This is a genomic window from Levilactobacillus enshiensis, assembly GCF_007115095.1.
In the GTDB taxonomy this organism is placed as follows: domain Bacteria; phylum Bacillota; class Bacilli; order Lactobacillales; family Lactobacillaceae; genus Levilactobacillus; species Levilactobacillus enshiensis.
On record NZ_SULH01000018.1, the window covers coordinates 1 to 14,516 of the forward strand.

At 39.9% G+C, this 14,516-nt stretch carries 10 protein-coding genes and 4 pseudogenes; 6 read left to right on the forward strand and 8 right to left on the reverse strand.

The features are described 5' to 3' along the window. Positions 1 to 153: 153 nt before the first annotated feature. From FAY32_RS13665 to FAY32_RS13680, 3 genes and pseudogenes are all read right to left on the reverse strand, one after another. A pseudogene (locus FAY32_RS13665) lies at positions 154 to 387 on the reverse strand (helix-turn-helix domain-containing protein); the annotation flags it as partial. Between the two features lie 268 nt (positions 388 to 655). After that, positions 656 to 1,738, reverse strand: a complete 1,083-nt coding sequence (locus tag FAY32_RS13675) for a DUF3324 domain-containing protein (protein WP_089109985.1) — start codon at positions 1,736 to 1,738, stop codon at positions 656 to 658. Beyond that, positions 1,710 to 2,288, reverse strand: a complete 579-nt coding sequence (locus FAY32_RS13680; protein ID WP_089109984.1) for a hypothetical protein — start codon at positions 2,286 to 2,288, stop codon at positions 1,710 to 1,712. The genes FAY32_RS13675 and FAY32_RS13680 overlap by 29 nt, the downstream gene beginning before the upstream one ends. 267 nt (positions 2,289 to 2,555) lie before the next feature. On the opposite strand from FAY32_RS13680, the gene FAY32_RS13685 reads away from it, so the two are divergent. Continuing rightward, positions 2,556 to 3,173, forward strand: a complete 618-nt coding sequence (locus FAY32_RS13685) for a recombinase family protein (RefSeq protein WP_014216312.1) — start codon at positions 2,556 to 2,558, stop codon at positions 3,171 to 3,173. A 604-nt stretch (positions 3,174 to 3,777) separates the two neighbouring features. Here FAY32_RS13685 and FAY32_RS15015 read toward each other — a convergent pair. The 4 genes and pseudogenes from FAY32_RS15015 to FAY32_RS13710 all read right to left on the reverse strand — a co-directional run bounded on the left by FAY32_RS15015 (position 3,778) and on the right by FAY32_RS13710 (position 6,063). Beyond that, positions 3,778 to 4,029, reverse strand: a complete 252-nt coding sequence (locus FAY32_RS15015; protein WP_089109983.1) for a transposase — start codon at positions 4,027 to 4,029, stop codon at positions 3,778 to 3,780. Between the two features lie 821 nt (positions 4,030 to 4,850). Beyond that, positions 4,851 to 5,327: pseudogene (locus FAY32_RS15095) on the reverse strand (putative immunity/bacteriocin fusion bifunctional protein); the annotation flags it as partial. Positions 5,328 to 5,338: 11 nt separating this feature from the next. Continuing rightward, the gene (locus FAY32_RS13705; RefSeq protein ID WP_089110010.1) at positions 5,339 to 5,605 is read right to left on the reverse strand and encodes a hypothetical protein; all 267 of its coding nucleotides are present in this window, start codon (positions 5,603 to 5,605) and stop codon (positions 5,339 to 5,341) included. Positions 5,606 to 5,637: 32 nt separating this feature from the next. Beyond that, on the reverse strand, positions 5,638 to 6,063 hold the full coding sequence (locus tag FAY32_RS13710) for a thioredoxin family protein (protein WP_034529862.1): 426 nt from the start codon (positions 6,061 to 6,063) through the stop codon (positions 5,638 to 5,640). Between the two features lie 186 nt (positions 6,064 to 6,249). Here FAY32_RS13710 and FAY32_RS13715 point away from each other — a divergent pair. The 5 genes and pseudogenes from FAY32_RS13715 to FAY32_RS15030 all read left to right on the forward strand — a co-directional run bounded on the left by FAY32_RS13715 (position 6,250) and on the right by FAY32_RS15030 (position 13,745). After that, a pseudogene (locus FAY32_RS13715) lies at positions 6,250 to 7,170 on the forward strand (IS30 family transposase). 291 nt (positions 7,171 to 7,461) lie between these two features. Continuing rightward, positions 7,462 to 10,629, forward strand: a complete 3,168-nt coding sequence (locus FAY32_RS13725) for a type I restriction endonuclease subunit R (protein WP_143464028.1) — start codon at positions 7,462 to 7,464, stop codon at positions 10,627 to 10,629. Between the two features lie 13 nt (positions 10,630 to 10,642). After that, positions 10,643 to 12,265, forward strand: a complete 1,623-nt coding sequence (locus FAY32_RS13730) for a type I restriction-modification system subunit M (RefSeq protein ID WP_143464030.1) — start codon at positions 10,643 to 10,645, stop codon at positions 12,263 to 12,265. Next, complete coding sequence (locus FAY32_RS13735) at positions 12,255 to 13,469, forward strand: restriction endonuclease subunit S (protein ID WP_143464032.1); 1,215 nt, start codon at positions 12,255 to 12,257, stop codon at positions 13,467 to 13,469. Before FAY32_RS13730 ends, FAY32_RS13735 begins: the two co-directional genes overlap by 11 nt. A 213-nt stretch (positions 13,470 to 13,682) precedes the next feature. Beyond that, positions 13,683 to 13,745, forward strand: coding sequence for a putative holin-like toxin (locus FAY32_RS15030; protein WP_230083882.1), 63 nt, complete (start codon positions 13,683 to 13,685; stop codon positions 13,743 to 13,745). Positions 13,746 to 13,900: 155 nt separating this feature from the next. Here FAY32_RS15030 and FAY32_RS14940 read toward each other — a convergent pair. Next, positions 13,901 to 14,516 (reverse strand): annotated as a pseudogene (locus FAY32_RS14940) (hypothetical protein); the annotation flags it as partial.

A 14,516-nucleotide genomic window follows, 5' to 3' on the forward strand; every position in this document is an offset into this window, starting at 1 on the left:
TTCTCAGTTTAATGCTTATAACGAGAAGTCTCTGAAGCGGATCCACCGAGGCTTTAAAGGACTCCAGGACACCTTGGAAGCATCATTTATTTGAGTTAGATACATATTATATGTACGAAGGCATTTCATTTACACAAGATTCTTGACGCTACCGTTTAGAATGTTTTGCTTTAATTTGGCATTCAGTTTAGTTTTTCGGCCACAATGCGCCCGTTTATATTCAGCGTTGGCCTGTGCTAATTCAGCTTGATAAGGTTGACAACGAGATAATTCATAAGAAATCGTAGACGGCGATCGTTTTAACCGCTCAGCCATTTGGATATTGGTCAGTCCTAGCTCACAAAAGGTTTCAATTTTAATTCGTTCAGAATAGGTTATACTAGACAAAAGATCAGCTCCTAAAAAATGGGTTTGTGGTAAACACCATTTTAAAGGAAGCTGATCTTTTTTGTCCGAACAGTGTTCGGATTAATTTTACAATCTACCATATAGGTTGATGATGTTTTGTTTGAATTCTTTGTCGTAACGAGTTGGCATGTAAAAATTCTTTCCTTTTGAGAGACGATTTATTCATTATACGCTCTATTAAAAGTTGTCTCAGGAATCAGCTTACATCCAATTTTGGTAAAATCATTTCCGCAAACACCCTAACGATTTATCCTCCCCTACTAGGGTTTCTTTTACCCAAGTAATAAGCACCGATTACAAGTAGGATGACAACTATTACTCCTGCTATAATTAGCACCCACCAAGAGTTACTATTTTTATGATGACTATGGGTATTTGTAGCGTTGGCAACTTGCCTACTAACACTAAATACTTTGCTAAATTTCCAATGGCGCTTTCCAGAGTGCATAGACATTTGCAAAATGTAATTTCCATACTTAAGATTTTTATTTAATAGTATATGATAATTAAATTGGCTAAGCGGAGCCATTGACATGTTGCTTTGATTGGATGTAAGAACTACATTCTTACTTTTTAGATTAATGATTTGGGTATGTACTGATAATTGGCCAAATACTGTTGGAGTAACATTTGCTATTTTAGCCAATACAAGCGCATTACCATTGATAACACTAGAGCTAATTTTTTTTAAAACCAATTTTGTATGAATAATTTTATTGCTTTCATTTAAGACAATAGGGATAGCATATGCAATTTCATTCTTGTATCCCATAACGGCCCTTTTTTTAGATGTTTTGGTAGTAGTATTATTATTTAAAATCTGCTTAACATAAAATCCACCAACAATAACACCCTTAAACTTCTGATTAGGTATTTTGATTGTATAGCTTTTTTCGATTGTACTATTAGCAGGTAACGTAACCGTTCCAAGACCTGTCACTAACTTATTAAACCGAGTATTACTCAAGAACTTAGATTTTACGTTCGTATGGTTATACTGAATATTACCAGTATCACCCGTAAATGCTGTATTACATTCAACATTAACTATTTGTCTAGTACTACTTCTGTTAGTAAACAAAAGCTTTACGTGAAGACGTTGTTTAGGCGATACTGTTTTTTCGATGGAGGAGCTACCGTTTTGCCCTTTCACCTTAACTGAATAACTATAACTAGAGTTAGTTATAGCAAAGGCAACCTTGTTATCAAAAAATAGGAACCCTATCAAAACAATTAATAAGGCCCCTATTCTAACCAGCAACTTATATTTTGAAGTATTTAATATCATTTTAGTCCATTTATTAAGATGCTGCACTTGTGGTACCTGCATTTTCAGTCAACGTCCAAGTAATTGTTCCTGTATAGCTTTGCCCATAAACTTGTTTATCTTGGTTTAAATCAATTGATGTATTTGAAGAGGAAATCGGTGTTGAGGTAGTTCCCTCGTCAGTCCCTGTGGCCACAGTAGTTGCAGTTGTTCCATCTAAGGTAGTGATTGTTTTTCCACCAAGGGTTAGTGAGGCAACAGACAAATCATGAGACTTACTACTACTATCAGTATAAGAAAGTTTGGATGGAGTAGCAGTCAAAGTCCAATGAGTGTCTGTTCCATTGCCTAGATCATCAGTAGTTTTTAACTCATCAGAGGTTGTCGTATTGGCACTCGTTGACGTATTATTAGCGATATCATCTACTGTACTAGAAAAAGCCAAACTAGAAGGCACAGAATCAATCGATAGCGTCCCGTCTTTCACAGCTACACCTGTGCTAGTTTTATCCGTTCCTGTCGTTGTATTACTATCCGCATAAGCTGAAATAGACGACATCCCTAAAAACGTAACCGCAATTAATGCAGAAAGGATTTTTTTGTTGTTTTTCATTTGACTATCTCCTTAATTATAATTAAATCAGTCACTATTCGTTATTCATAATAATACACCTAATGGCAAATTACAAGTTAATCCGGATAAAGTTGTAAATTCAGAGTGTACCCTAAATGGACAATAAACGTTATACTAAGAATATAGGAAAAAACTGAGATTCTATCGGGCACGGTAAGCGATTCTTGAATCTGTTAAAAATGTCTAATTTGAGTGTCTAATCTGTTACCGATAATGTAGGGTCAAATTCCGAGAGGAGAAGTCGTGATGAAAATTGGGTATGCCCGAGTTAGTTCAACTGATCAGAATTTAGCACGTCAAATCAAAGCACTTAAAAAAGCTGAGTGTGAAAAAATATTCGAAGAAAAGCAATCGGGAAAATCAACTGAGAATCGACCAGAATTGCAGGCGGCCATTGCGTATGTTCGACAGGGCGATACGCTGGTCATTGCGTCCTTGGATCGTTTGAGTCGTAACTATGATGATGCCAGTGATATCATCAAGCAGATCAGGGACAAACAAGTTAAGATGGAAGTCTTAGATGCGCCATTTCTTTCTATGCGCACTGGCGATTCAGATATGGATAAATTTATGTTTGACCTGTTAACCGAACTGCTAGCTTATATGGCCCAAACGGAACGGAAGAAAATTCGTGAGCGCCAGCGTCAAGGAATTGAAATCGCCAAAGCTAATGGGAAATATCGAGGGACGCGGCCCGCTTACGCCGCAGACGCACCTAACCCACAAAAACGGTTTATCTACCGCCGTATCGTCGATCAATTAAGAAACAAAGCAACCGGTGCCCCAATTAGCTATCGTGCAATTGCAGCTGAAACCGGTGTATCGGTGCAGACAGTAATTAATATTAAAAATCGGTTGGTATAGCTGTTAAATAAGCGTCATCTGAGCACACGTTCGTTATTTTTAACGGACGATTATTTGAGTGAGGTCTGAGGGATTGTTTGATCTACGTAGGATTTTCATATCACGAGTAGGACTTCAGTTTAGAGATACTAATGCGATTAATATTTAGGTTACTTATTTTGCGTTCAATTAGCCTAAAAAATGAGTTAACGAAGCTTTTCGTTAATAGCTTACGGCTACTAATTTCGTTACTCACATTAATAAATGGCTTATAAGCATACATTATGATGTTTTGCCACTTTCAGCTATAGATTAAAAAAAAGCAGGCCACAATTATTAAGTTGTGTCGCTGCCATTCTCTATTATTCCTGTTACAGGGTCTAATTTGGAAACTCCTAATGAACATCTATAAATCTAGTTACATCACGAAATTAAAAACGGCCACTAGAGTATACCCTAATGGCCTTTTCTAAAAGCTGTTTCAGATCTTTGTCTTCCAGACTTCTTTTTGAGGGCCTGTGGGCTTTATAGCGATAGTAATGCGCTCTTGAAACCCCGATGACTCGCCACATCTTAGTTACCTGGTAATTTTGGCTTTCTTGTTGGATATAATCAAAGATATCGGTTATCTCTGCGCAAGGAAGCCGAGGGCTTTTTTTAGGATTTCGTTCTCCTCAGACAGGGAAGCCAGCCGCTTTTCCATCGCTTTAATTTCGTCTGGCGATTTACCGGATTGAGTTTTGGCTTGGCCCTGGATCCACTTATGAACGGTTGAATAGCCAATGCCATATTCTCTGGCCAGTTGGGCGGCTGATTCGCCTTGTTTATATAGGTTGATGATGTTTTGTTTGAATTCTTTGTCGTAACGAGTTGGCATGTAAAAATTCCTTCCTTTTGAGAGACGATTTATTCATTATACGCTCTCTTAAAAGTTGTCTCAGGAATCAGCTTACATCCAACTTGAAAAGAGTACCTTACAACGGACAATTACCATTATTGTTATGGTGATGGGGATTATCACGCTGCTGGCGACCTTGGGGCTATTAATGTGGGTTATTGTACCGATGGTGCTGCACGGATCCGGCCTTAAGTCGATTTGGGACACTTGGCACCCTGAATTAACGGGTTGGGGCGCCGTTAGATGTATTGGGGCGATACTTACTAGCTTTTTGGTGATTTGTATCGAGCTGTTAGTGATCGGATTGCCAACCGTGATTGCGATTAAAATAATGGAATTTGTTGATAAATCGGATAGATAGGAAAACGCATAGCAAGACATTCAAATATTGGGTATTTTTTCAAAGCACGCAGGTAAACTTTAAAAGTTAACATAGTTCCAATGTAGACTTTTATCTTGCGGACAATGTAAAAGTCTACATTGGAACTTTTTTATAAATCATCTTTAATTTCTTGAAGTGTAGCATTAGAACTTGTAATTTATCTTTAGATAGGTTTTATTTATCAATGAGAATTACCTTTCTTAATTCGATATACAAGGATCCAGAAAGGTAATGCAATTAGAACAGTGCCAATTAACGGAATAAATGAATATAAAACAGCTGCGCATGTATAGTTATTTTGATAAATAACAAAATATAATAGAGCACCTGCAGAAACAATTATTCCCGAAATGGGTAAACTTTTAGTCGTGTAAAAGAGTAAATTTTTCTCATATTTTTTCATAAAAATTGCCTCTTATTAATGATTCATTGCACATGCACCTTCTGATGCAGCGCCACACACGACAGCGCAAGCTAAACCTGCGATGCCATTTACGGCAGCCCAAACTGCACAATAGGAACCACAAGCTAACACACCAGCCATACCGCATGAAAATTCTTTGCCATGAAATTTAAAATGCTTTGTCTTTTTTTTCGCCAGAATATTAATTTGATTCAGTTCATTGTTTGAGGCGGAAAATTCGGTTTTTGGTGATGTGCTCTTAGTAGTACCTTGCTCAGCAGAGAAGCTTACAACCTTATTATTGCTCTTATCAACAACCGTTTGAGTTAATATTGTAGTATTTTTGTCATTATTTTTGTAAATATTATAAACAACATCCGTTGATATAGAAGGATCTACTGAGGATGTTGCACGATAATTATATGGTGTGACTGCGTCTTGGTCATTGGTATAACCACGTTTTTTTATATTATTTAAATAGTTATTTATTTTCTCACTTTTATTTAAATTTTTATATTATTTAAATAGTTATTTATTTTCTCACTTTTATTTAAATTAGAAACATCTTGCTGTGCATTGCTTGAGCTCAAAGACGAAACCTTTGCACTCAAGTTTGAATATTTAAGCTCTGTATTTAAATTATGGTAATAAGATCCAACTCTAGTTTTAGCCGAACCATTAATTGGGAATAAGAACGAGCCAAGTAATACAGTAACTGAGCACATTAGTAGTCCGATAAATATTTTTTTAAAATGTTTTGCCTTACTCATAATCAACAACTCCTCTAATTTTTAAGGAACCCTTATTGTAAGAACTTGTCTACTACTGAAATTTTGGATTCTCCAACTAAACGTGTAACCTCATGGGTGCCATTGTATTTTATTAAAGTTGGTATAGCATTTACATGCAGTCCCTTTAATTTTTTATAGCTAGAATTAGGTTCGTTAGCTAAATCGACTTTAAAGATTTCCTTGTTAGGATGCTTAGCAATAGCTTGTCGGTAAATCTTTTTCATTTTTTGACAATGAATGCAGTATCTAGAAGCATAGAGGACATACGTTATCTTTCTTTTCTTTTGTTTGAGCAATTTTAATGCGGTGGTTAATTTTACATTCACCACTTTTCCTTCTGACTTTGCGAGCACTGTACTTGGAAGTAAAAACATGAGGCTGATTCCTATTACGAACAAGCAAAAACTGCTTAAAACTGTTATTTTTCGTTTTTTCATAAAAAGCCTCCTCAACACATAAAATCGATGTTAAAACAATCAATATATGCTACATGCTCATAATATCATAATTAATTTTGTTTGTGGCAAATTCTATAATTAATCCGAACAAAAATAAAAAAAGGCCCAAAGCAATCTCTTACAATGGTAGTAGTTAATTCCAACCAGCTATAAGGAGTGATTACTTTGGGTACTTCTACTTTATCACGTTTTCAACGTGGTGCGCTAGCTCAACTGGTCAGTGAAGGCCATCATACTTACCAAGATATGGCTGACGCCTTAGGCGTTGCCAAATCAACTATTAGCTATGAATTAGATCGGGTCAAACCCTATGATCCCGAATTAGCGCAACAAGACGCAGATCATAAAAGGCGGGCTTGTGGTCGCCATTCAATTCTAACGCCATCATTGACAATTTTAATTACCAACCACCTACGTTTAACTTGGTCACCAGAAGCGATTGCGACAGCTTTTAACCTGAGCACCGCTTCAATTTATAACTGGCTTAAGCTTGGCTGGTTACCTTTCAACTTGGCTGATCTACCTAATCGAAATGTCCGACAGCGCCGAGCTAATGAGCATCGTGGCACATTTACAAGTGGGACTTCCATTGAACAACGACCAAAATCTGTCAATCAGCGATTAGCTTTTGGTCATTGGGAAGTCGATACGGTACTTTCTAGCCGAGGTCAGTCACAAGCATGTTTGGTCACTTTTGTAGAACGTAAAACCCGGCTTCTATGGGCTATCAAAGCCCCTAATCGCACCGCCAAGGCCTTAAATGATACCTTTGGAAAGTTTATGGGGACCTTCGGTTCCCAAGTGAAATCTATAACTGTTGATCATGGTAAGGAGTTTGCCGATTATCGATCCATAGAACAAGACTATCAGATTAAAGTTTATTTTTGTCACCCGTATTCACCATGAGAACGGGGATCCAATGAATATTTCAATCGACGGTTACGTTGGTTTTTCCCGAAAAAGACTAACTTTGACCAGATAACGACTGATGAAATCCTGGCAGCACTTGAGCTTATTAATCAACGACCATTAAAAATCCATCATCAACAGACTGCCATTGAAAGTTTCCGGGCTTGTTCGGATTAAACTTGTAATTTGCCTTATATTAGTTATATTGTTGATAAGAGCGAGACATATCGCAAGCAAGAACATCACGAAATGTATTCTTAAATTTGCGTTATGAGAACCATAATAAATTTATTGGAACAGCTCTCTCGAATTTAAGGGGTTGATTAATATTAGTTTCCTATTTTTTAGTTATTTATCTATTCCAGCTTTATTCTATCCCGGCTATATTAAATTATGAAGCCTAAACGTCAAGCGGTTCGCGTATAATAAAATAGTGAGTAATTTAAAAGTGGGGGAAGGACTGTCTTTATGTTGGAACTGTCGTTTGAAAAAGAAGTTGTTAAAACCTTAACGACCGGAAGTAACCAATGGGTGGAACGAAAAGACCTATATGGTGCGACACCGGATCAATTGTGGGCTAATTTTCGCGATAAATTAAACAACAATAACTATGCCAAATTGCAGGGACGCCCTTTAACGGATACTGAATTTAATCAAGTCAAACGGGCGATTGAAGTCCGAACACCTTACGAAGCGGCTAAATTATTAGCCGCCGAAAATGGCATTGGCAAAGTTGAAGTTGAACGTGATGATGCTAAGCTGGGCACGGTGACGCTGGAGTTGTTTTGGAAAGCGGACGTCGCTGGCGGTAAATCTAGTTATGAAGTGGTGCGGCAAGCGGTCCGGCCACGGTTAGCTGGTACTCAAGACGTCGATCCTGATCGCCGCTTTGACGTAACCCTATTGATTAATGGGTTACCCTTAATTCAATTGGAACTAAAAAAAGCCACGGTCGAACTTAACCAGGCGTTTAATCAAATTGAAAAATACGCGCAAGAAGGTAAATATACGGGGATTTACTCGCTGCTGCAAATGTTTGTGATTATGACACCAGATAGTACGGCCTATTTTGCGAATGCCGAACCGGATCACTTCAATAAAGCCTTTTTGTTTAATTGGCGAACGCGGGATAATCACCCCGTGGAAAACGGCTTAGCGTTCACGCGCCAAGTCCTTAATATTCCCATGGCCCACAAAATGGTCAGTGAATATACGGTCATCGACCAAGAGCGGCAAAGCCTAATTCTTTTACGGCCCTACCAAATTTATGCCATTGAGGCTGTCATGCACCGGATTCATGACCATCAAGATGGCTTTGTTTGGCATACCACGGGTTCTGGTAAAACACTCACCTCATATAAAACCGCTAAATTAGCTGCGCAAGATCCTGGTGTCGATAAGGTCATCTTTTTAGTTGACCGGCGGGATTTAGACGAACAGACGACTAGCAACTTTAGTGCCTATGCCGCTAATGACGATATTGCCATTAACGAAGCGCAAAGTACCGGTGATTTAATGCGTAAGTTGCAACAAAATGACGGTAAAGTCTTGGTCACCTCGATTCAAAAACTCCATCGGGCGGTCAAAAAAACGCAAGCTCAGCTGGCAACCGGTAAGCAATCCCGCTTTAGTAAGACTTTAAAGCAACGGGTGATCTTCTTTGTTGACGAAGCCCACCGGTCGCAGTTTGGTAAGATGCAAAAGGAAATTCGCGCAGCGTTTACTAATAGTAACTGGTACGGTTACACCGGCACCCCCATCTTTAACGAAAATAAGAAACAGCTCAAGGGTGATCTAGCAGTTACGACTGAGGAGCTATTTGGTAAAGTCTGTCACGTTTATAACTTGCGAGACGCCTTGGAGGACCAAGCGGTGTTACCGTTTAACGTGGAACACGTAACGACGATTGGCAAAGACACGTTAATAACCCGTGCCCTTGAAAAAGAAACTAATCGTGTTAAAGCTCGTCGTGATAAACAAGGACGGCTGCTGAGTACAGCTGATGAAACAAAAATTCAAGCCAAGATTCAAGCGATGTCAGTCAAGGACTTGGAAGAAACATATTTAACTCCGGCTGACTTTGAGACCGATGAACATATTAACCAAGTTGTTCAATATATTTTACAAAAAGGCCCACGTAAAACGAGTTTGGGTCATGGAAACTATAATGCTATTTTGACCACCAGTTCCATTGAAATGGCGCAACGCTATTATCAAGCCTTTAAAGCCGCTAAAAAGACTACTCACAATCAGCTAGATCCTGATTGGCCCCGCATTGCGATTACTTATTCATTAAGTGAAAACGAAGATCAGAGTGCGCAAAAACATGACCAAATGGCCACCATTTTAAAAGATTATAATCAGCAGTATCACACTAATTTTGATTTAGCCGATTTGAATCTCTATAACGAAGATGTCGCAAAACGGGCTGCCCGGCGTGAGGCGGTCTTTGCTCATTTGAAACCGGATCAGGAAATTAATTTAGTGATTGTGGTGCGGCGGTTATTAACAGGCTTTGATGCCCCTCGGCTAAACACGCTCTTTGTCGACCGCACCTTAGCCTATCAAGAACTTATTCAAGCCTATTCACGCACCAACCGGCTCCAAAACCGGGAATTAAAACAAGAAGGTCAAATTGTGACCTTTCGGGTGCCGGCAATCATGGAAGCTAATGAACGTGAAGCTTACAAGTTATATAGTGGTGAAGGCTCCTTTAATGTCATCATTCGTCCCACTTATCAGCAGGCCGTCTTAAAATTTCAAAAGGCTGTGGTGGATTTAAAAGCCATTGCCCCGACGCCGACGGCTGCCGATGACCTTAAAGGAACCACTGCCAAGGTGCAATTTGTGAAAGCCTTTCGCCAAGTGAATCAACAATTGAACTCGCTATCGATGTACAACGATTTCACTTGGAAAAATAGTGAAAAAACTTTTGGGATCGCTCAGCCCGAAGTAGAATCCTATACGGGTAAATATCTGCGAATTAAGGCGGCGGTTACTAACAAAGAGCCTGAGAAAGTCCCGGAAGAATTAGCCGCCTTAGATTTTTCCTTAGCCGTTGGCTCAGTCGTCTTGGTGGACTATGATTATTTGACGCAATTAATTCAAGACTGGATTGATGAACAGCAACAGTACTCGACACCCGATCAGGCCCAAGCGCATATGACGGATTACCTGCAAAATAGTGCCAAAGTACAGGCTAGTTTGAATAAATTGGCGGAAACGCAACCGCAACAGGCTCAATTAATTCGCGAAGCTATGCCTTATATTGAGCAACAACTGCAACAGTCGCAGCAACAGAGTGATCAAAATCAAGCCCCAGTAGCATTGAACGCTCGGGAGTTGGTGGCTGATTACGCCCAGAAACAATTGGTCCAAAAAACGACGACCTTTGCCCATACGTGGGGCTTAGATCAAGCAGCCCTATTACGGGTGGCACGTGAACACACCGTGGGGACTGATGAATGGCATCATGAACAAGAACTAACGCAGTCAGCGAATTTAGCAGCGGCCTTACAAGCTCAAACTGCCACTGGACCGAAGATTCCAGCTATTTTGCCACTATACCGGATTAAATCCCAAGCCGCTTGGCGGCAGTTTATTGAACACGATTTAGCAATCTATTTACAAAAATAAGTGAGGTTAAACAATGTCAGAAAAAAACACCCAAGCTAGTCAGCTTGAAAGCGCCCTATGGAATGCGGCCGATGTCTTACGCGGGAAAATGGACGCTTCTGAATATAAAAATTATTTATTAGGGTTAATTTTTTATCGGTTTCTATCCGAGAAAACCTTAACAACCTTCAGTGATTGGGCGGGTGAAACCGAAAATGTCACCCAGAAATATGCCCAGTATATGGATCCTCAGTTTGAGTTGGAAGGCGTCGCGGTGCAGCCCAGTTTAGTGGAGTATTTGCAAAACACGCTCGGCTATTTAATTCAACCACAAGCGTTGTACACCACCCTGATTGGCAAGATTCAAGCCCATACTTTTGCGTTAGATGATTTATCCCAAGCACTTCATGATCTGGAACAGTCGACCCAAAATCTATCGTCAGCACAAGACTTTTCGGGCTTGTTTGCCGATGTGGATTTAAGTAGTAGTAAATTGGGCAGTTCTTTACAACAACGGAACCAAACCATTAGTGATACTATGTTAGCCTTAAATGCAATTGATCTCGTTCATCATCAAGGCGACGTCCTAGGTGACGCCTATGAATACTTAATCGCGCAATTTGCCAGTGATTCCGGTAAAAAAGCGGGTGAATTTTATACCCCGCGGCAGGTGTCTGACATTATTGCCCAGATTGTAACCTATCAGCGCAATGAAGGTGATAACCAAGTGCGGACTATCTATGATCCAGCAGTTGGTTCTGGTTCGCTGCTATTAAATGTCGGACAGCACGTGCAAGACCCCAATTTAGTGAGTTATCACGGCCAAGAATTGAACACCACGACCTATAACCTGGCCCGTATGAACCTCATGTTACATGGCGTCTCGTATGACGATATGCACTTACGCAATGGTGACACGTTAAGTAAAGATTGGCCGGTTGACGAACCTTACTTATTTGATGCGGTCGTCATGAACCCGCCCTACTCGGCACACTGGGATAATAGTGATAAACGCTTGTCTGATCCCCGTTTCCGCGACTATGGCGTCTTACCACCTAAATCTAAAGCCGACTTTGCCTTTCTGCTACACGGCTTTTATCATCTGCAGGAACACGGGACTATGGGCATTGTCTTACCCCATGGCGTATTATTTCGGGGTGCTAAAGAAGGCAAGATTCGCCAAAAGCTCCTGTTAGATAACCGGATTGATGCCATTATTGGACTACCCGCCAATATTTTTCATTCCACTGGTATTCCAACGTTAATCATGATTTTAAAGAAACATAAAACCACTGACGACGTCTTGTTTATTGATGCGTCCCGGGAATTTGAAAAGGACAAGAATCAAAATAAGCTAACGGCAGCGAATATTCAAAAAATTGTGACCACTTATCAAAACCGGCAAGATGTCGATAAATATGCCCATGTGGCCTCACCGGCAGAAATCAAGGAGAATGACTACAACTTAAATATTCCGCGCTACGTTGATACGTTTGAACCGGAACCCGAGATTGATCTGGACCAAGTTAAAGCTGATCTGAAGCAACTGGACGAGGAAATCAGTCAGAATGAACAAGCCTTTAATGAATTAGCTAGCCAGTTAGTGACTACCCAGGTTAATGATCAGTCAAAACCGGAGGCTCACAATGAAAGATAACCAAGCTAAATATCCGCAATTAAGATTTAAAGGCTTCACTGATCCTTGGGAAGAGCGTAAGTTGGGGGACGAAGTTCTGATAGTGATGGGACAGTCTCCTAATTCCGAAAATTATACTGACAATCCTAATGATCATATTCTTGTTCAAGGTAATGCTGATATGAAAAATGGCCATGTTCTTCCAAGAGTATGGACAACTCAAGTTACTAAACAAGCTGAAAAAAACGATCTCATTCTGAGTGTTCGAGCACCGGTTGGAGATATTGGTAAAACAGCTTATGACGTGGTTATCGGTCGAGGGGTTGCTGCTATCAAAGGGAATGAATTTATATTTCAAAATCTTGGGAAAATGAAGTCTGACGGTTATTGGACTAGATATAGCACTGGTTCAACATTTGAAAGTATTAATTCTACTGATATCAAAGAAGCTATCATAAGTATCCCTACAATTGAAGAACAACAAAAAATTGGTATATTTTTCAATAAACTTGATGACAATATCTCTCTTCATCAGCGTAAGTTAGCTAAGCTTAAGGAACTTAAACAGGGCTATTTGCAGAAATTGTTCCCCGAAAATGGCAGCAAGTTCCCGCAATTAAGATTTGCAGGGTTTGCTGACGCTTGGGAAGAGCGTAAGCTTGGAAATCTCTTTTCAGTCACAGATACAAAGCATGCTACTGCACCAACTACAGACAAAGAAACTCAGTTTAGGATGATACGAACAAGTTATGTACGAGACGGAAGACTGCTTGTGGACCAGACGGAATCTGTGACAGAGCAGACATATAAGCAATGGTCCGAAAGAATTCGGCTTCAGCCAGGCGATATTGTATTCTCACGAGAAGCACCAATTGGTGAAGTTGCCATTATTCCAGACAATTCGTATCATTTCTTCTTAGGTCAGCGCATGGTTGCTTTGAGAAGTACAACTGAAGTATCAACAGATGCGCAATTCACGCTTGCAACCCTTCTGGCTCCACGCTTTCGCCGTGAAGTAAGAATTAGAGATGCGGCCTCTAACACAGTCGCAAATTTTGGAATACCAGATATCAAGAAAACGAGCATCTATGTCCCGACTCCAACCGAGCAAAATAAGCTCGGTACGCTAATTATGATGATTAGTGACACTATCGCTCTTCATCAACGTAAGCTTGAAAAACTCCAGGAACTCAAAAAAGGGTATCTACAAAAGATGTTTTGCTGATTCTTAATTTGATCAAATTTAGGATTCTATGAAACTCCATGACTTAATTTTTATTGTTCTTGGTCAATACTTAATTCACCTGTATAATAGATTACGCAGGAAGTTTTAAGGGCGGTGGCTGTCTTTTCCCTTGCGAGGTGAGGCCCATGGGAACATGGAGTAATCTTCAGGAAGGTTTCACAGTCAATGAGCGTCTTCCAGACACTCTCGTTGATGTTGCTGTTTGCAATGTTTATTTTAGCGTTGCTAACATACATCGACAAAAGGAACAAATAAAAAAGCCGCCCCGATTATAACTTTGGCGAGTTACGGGACGACAGTATCGTTTAGTTAACTAATGCCACCGCCTTTGAAGCGGCTTGCATAGGAAGTCTTGTTAGCGCAGGGCTTCCTTTTTCTGTCTCCATTATAGCATGCCCTTTAAAAACTGGCTAACGTTTTAGACTTTGATCGGGTTCAGAATCTGGTTGTTTAATTTCTGGATTCTTTTTAGCAAAGGCTTGCAGCTGTTTTTGCGTTCGATTACTGATTTTCTGGTGTACATCATTTAATTTATTTTTTAGTTCTGATTTTTGTTGTGGATTCGTTGCTTGCTGAACTTGTTGTTGCAAGCTTTGATAGGACTTATTCAGTGACTGAGCTGATAGCTTTTTTAGATCATGCTCAGGTTCTTTTTGTGCTTCTTGTAAGCCTAGTTGTTTGGTTAACCCGTCACTAAGCTCAATCACTTTGTTGCTAACTTGCTGGATTTCACTTAAAGCACTATGGATCACAGCTGTATCTTTAGCCCAGGTAGCCACATAACCGAGTGAATAGTTACTGGTATCAACTCCAATATTTTGCATGGCAACATATGCGACCGCTTCGGCTTGGGTTTCCTGATAGGCTCGTGGGCGATCTTTAAAGGCTGATTTTAACCCATGTAACTGACTATGCGCATATTCGTGATATAACGTCTTTAGTTTCAAAGCATTGTCGGGCTCATCGCCACCAATGACGATTTCATTAGTGCTGGGTTGAAAATACCCCTTAGCCCCATTTAGCGTC

Excerpts from the sequence above, each read along its gene's own strand:
- FAY32_RS13675 (WP_089109985.1), bottom strand. The coding sequence starts at position 1,738 with ATGCAGGTACCACAAGTGCAGCATCTTAATAAATGGACTAAAATGATA.
- FAY32_RS13680 (WP_089109984.1), bottom strand. The coding sequence starts at position 2,288 with ATGAAAAACAACAAAAAAATCCTTTCTGCATTAATTGCGGTTACGTTT.
- FAY32_RS13685 (WP_014216312.1), top strand. The coding sequence starts at position 2,556 with ATGAAAATTGGGTATGCCCGAGTTAGTTCAACTGATCAGAATTTAGCA.
- FAY32_RS15015 (WP_089109983.1), bottom strand. The coding sequence starts at position 4,029 with ATGCCAACTCGTTACGACAAAGAATTCAAACAAAACATCATCAACCTA.
- FAY32_RS13705 (WP_089110010.1), bottom strand. The coding sequence starts at position 5,605 with ATGAGTAAGGCAAAACATTTTAAAAAAATATTTATCGGACTACTAATG.
- FAY32_RS13710 (WP_034529862.1), bottom strand. The coding sequence starts at position 6,063 with ATGAAAAAACGAAAAATAACAGTTTTAAGCAGTTTTTGCTTGTTCGTA.
- FAY32_RS13725 (WP_143464028.1), top strand. The coding sequence starts at position 7,462 with ATGTTGGAACTGTCGTTTGAAAAAGAAGTTGTTAAAACCTTAACGACC.
- FAY32_RS13730 (WP_143464030.1), top strand. The coding sequence starts at position 10,643 with ATGTCAGAAAAAAACACCCAAGCTAGTCAGCTTGAAAGCGCCCTATGG.
- FAY32_RS13735 (WP_143464032.1), top strand. The coding sequence starts at position 12,255 with ATGAAAGATAACCAAGCTAAATATCCGCAATTAAGATTTAAAGGCTTC.